The sequence below is a fragment of the Enterobacter cloacae complex sp. GYL001 genome (genome assembly GCF_049237125.1).
In the GTDB taxonomy this organism is placed as follows: domain Bacteria; phylum Pseudomonadota; class Gammaproteobacteria; order Enterobacterales; family Enterobacteriaceae; genus Enterobacter; species Enterobacter hormaechei_C.
In genome coordinates, this window is sequence record NZ_JBMKGW010000052.1 from 1 (window position 1) to 1,943 (window position 1,943).

2 protein-coding genes and 1 pseudogene are annotated in these 1,943 nt (G+C 51.6%); all 3 read left to right on the plus strand.

The genetic code is table 11. The features are described from left to right. The first annotated feature begins 99 nt into the window (after positions 1-99). The 3 genes and pseudogenes from dfrA12 (at position 100) to ACOTWU_RS25185 (ending at position 1,843) form a co-directional block, all read left to right on the plus strand. Positions 100-597 carry a trimethoprim-resistant dihydrofolate reductase DfrA12 gene (dfrA12, locus tag ACOTWU_RS25175; RefSeq protein ID WP_001083725.1) on the plus strand — a complete coding sequence of 166 codons (498 nt, stop codon included), beginning with the start codon at positions 100-102 and terminating at the stop codon, positions 595-597. A 111-nt stretch (positions 598-708) separates the two neighbouring features. Beyond that, positions 709-999: a DUF1010 domain-containing protein gene (locus ACOTWU_RS25180; RefSeq protein WP_001336345.1), complete on the plus strand. Its 291-nt coding sequence runs from the start codon at positions 709-711 to the stop codon at positions 997-999. Between the two features lie 5 nt (positions 1,000-1,004). Further along, a pseudogene (locus ACOTWU_RS25185) lies at positions 1,005-1,843 on the plus strand (AadA family aminoglycoside 3''-O-nucleotidyltransferase). Positions 1,844-1,943: the final 100 nt, after the last annotated feature.

Sequence of the window (1,943 nt, forward strand, 5' to 3'; positions counted from 1 at the left end):
CAAGCAGCAAGCGCGTTACGCCGTGGGTCGATGTTTGATGTTATGGAGCAGCAACGATGTTACGCAGCAGGGCAGTCGCCCTAAAACAAAGTTAGCCATATGAACTCGGAATCAGTACGCATTTATCTCGTTGCTGCGATGGGAGCCAATCGGGTTATTGGCAATGGTCCTAATATCCCCTGGAAAATTCCGGGTGAGCAGAAGATTTTTCGCAGACTCACTGAGGGAAAAGTCGTTGTCATGGGGCGAAAGACCTTTGAGTCTATCGGCAAGCCTCTACCGAACCGTCACACATTGGTAATCTCACGCCAAGCTAACTACCGCGCCACTGGCTGCGTAGTTGTTTCAACGCTGTCGCACGCTATCGCTTTGGCATCCGAACTCGGCAATGAACTCTACGTCGCGGGCGGAGCTGAGATATACACTCTGGCACTACCTCACGCCCACGGCGTGTTTCTATCTGAGGTACATCAAACCTTCGAGGGTGACGCCTTCTTCCCAATGCTCAACGAAACAGAATTCGAGCTTGTCTCAACCGAAACCATTCAAGCTGTAATTCCGTACACCCACTCCGTTTATGCGCGTCGAAACGGCTAACCATTCCGTCAACGGGACGCCAAAATGCTGCGCATTTTGGTTCCCTCCGCTGCGCTCCGGCTCTCGTTACGTCCAACGTTAGCACCACTGAAACCCAGCTTTATTTAGCTCATGTTTATTCAAACGGCATTTAGCTTTTCAGGCGTTATTCAGTGCCTGTTTTGCCTTTTTTCCGGGCTTCGCCTGCATGGGCTGCGCAGGTTTTCAGTCTTTTTGGCCTCTAGCCCTTGCGTAGCAAGCGCAAGCAGCTATCGTTTTTGCAGTGCTGTGCCGCCTCGGTGGCGCAGCGTTTTTTCACGGTTAGCGCCCGTCGCCAAATTCAAGTTATCCGTTTTGGCTTCTGGTTCTAACATTTCGGTCAAGCCGACCCGCATTCTGCGGTCGGCTTACCTCGCCCGTTAGACATCATGAGGGAAGCGGTGACCATCGAAATTTCGAACCAACTATCAGAGGTGCTAAGCGTCATTGAGCGCCATCTGGAATCAACGTTGCTGGCCGTGCATTTGTACGGCTCCGCAGTGGATGGCGGCCTGAAGCCATACAGCGATATTGATTTGTTGGTTACTGTGGCCGTAAAGCTTGATGAAACGACGCGGCGAGCATTGCTCAATGATCTTATGGAGGCTTCGGCTTTCCCTGGCGAGAGCGAGACGCTCCGCGCTATAGAAGTCACCCTTGTCGTGCATGACGACATCATCCCGTGGCGTTATCCGGCTAAGCGCGAGCTGCAATTTGGAGAATGGCAGCGCAATGACATTCTTGCGGGTATCTTCGAGCCAGCCATGATCGACATTGATCTAGCTATCCTGCTTACAAAAGCAAGAGAACATAGCGTTGCCTTGGTAGGTCCGGCAGCGGAGGAATTCTTTGACCCGGTTCCTGAACAGGATCTATTCGAGGCGCTGAGGGAAACCTTGAAGCTATGGAACTCGCAGCCCGACTGGGCCGGCGATGAGCGAAATGTAGTGCTTACGTTGTCCCGCATTTGGTACAGCGCAATAACCGGCAAAATCGCGCCGAAGGATGTCGCTGCCGACTGGGCAATAAAACGCCTACCTGCCCAGTATCAGCCCGTCTTACTTGAAGCTAAGCAAGCTTATCTGGGACAAAAAGAAGATCACTTGGCCTCACGCGCAGATCACTTGGAAGAATTTATTCGCTTTGTGAAAGGCGAGATCATCAAGTCAGTTGGTAAATGATGTCTAACAATTCGTTCAAGCCGACCGCGCTACGCGCGGCGGCTTAACTCCGGCGTTAGATGCACTAAGCACATAATTGCTCACAGCCAAACTATCAGGTCAAGTCTGCTTTTATTATTTTTAAGCGTGCATAATAAGCCCTACACA

Coding starts and splice junctions, on each gene's coding strand:
- dfrA12 (WP_001083725.1), top strand. CDS start 100: ATGAACTCGGAATCAGTACGCATTTATCTCGTTGCTGCGATGGGAGCC.
- ACOTWU_RS25180 (WP_001336345.1), top strand. CDS start 709: ATGTTTATTCAAACGGCATTTAGCTTTTCAGGCGTTATTCAGTGCCTG.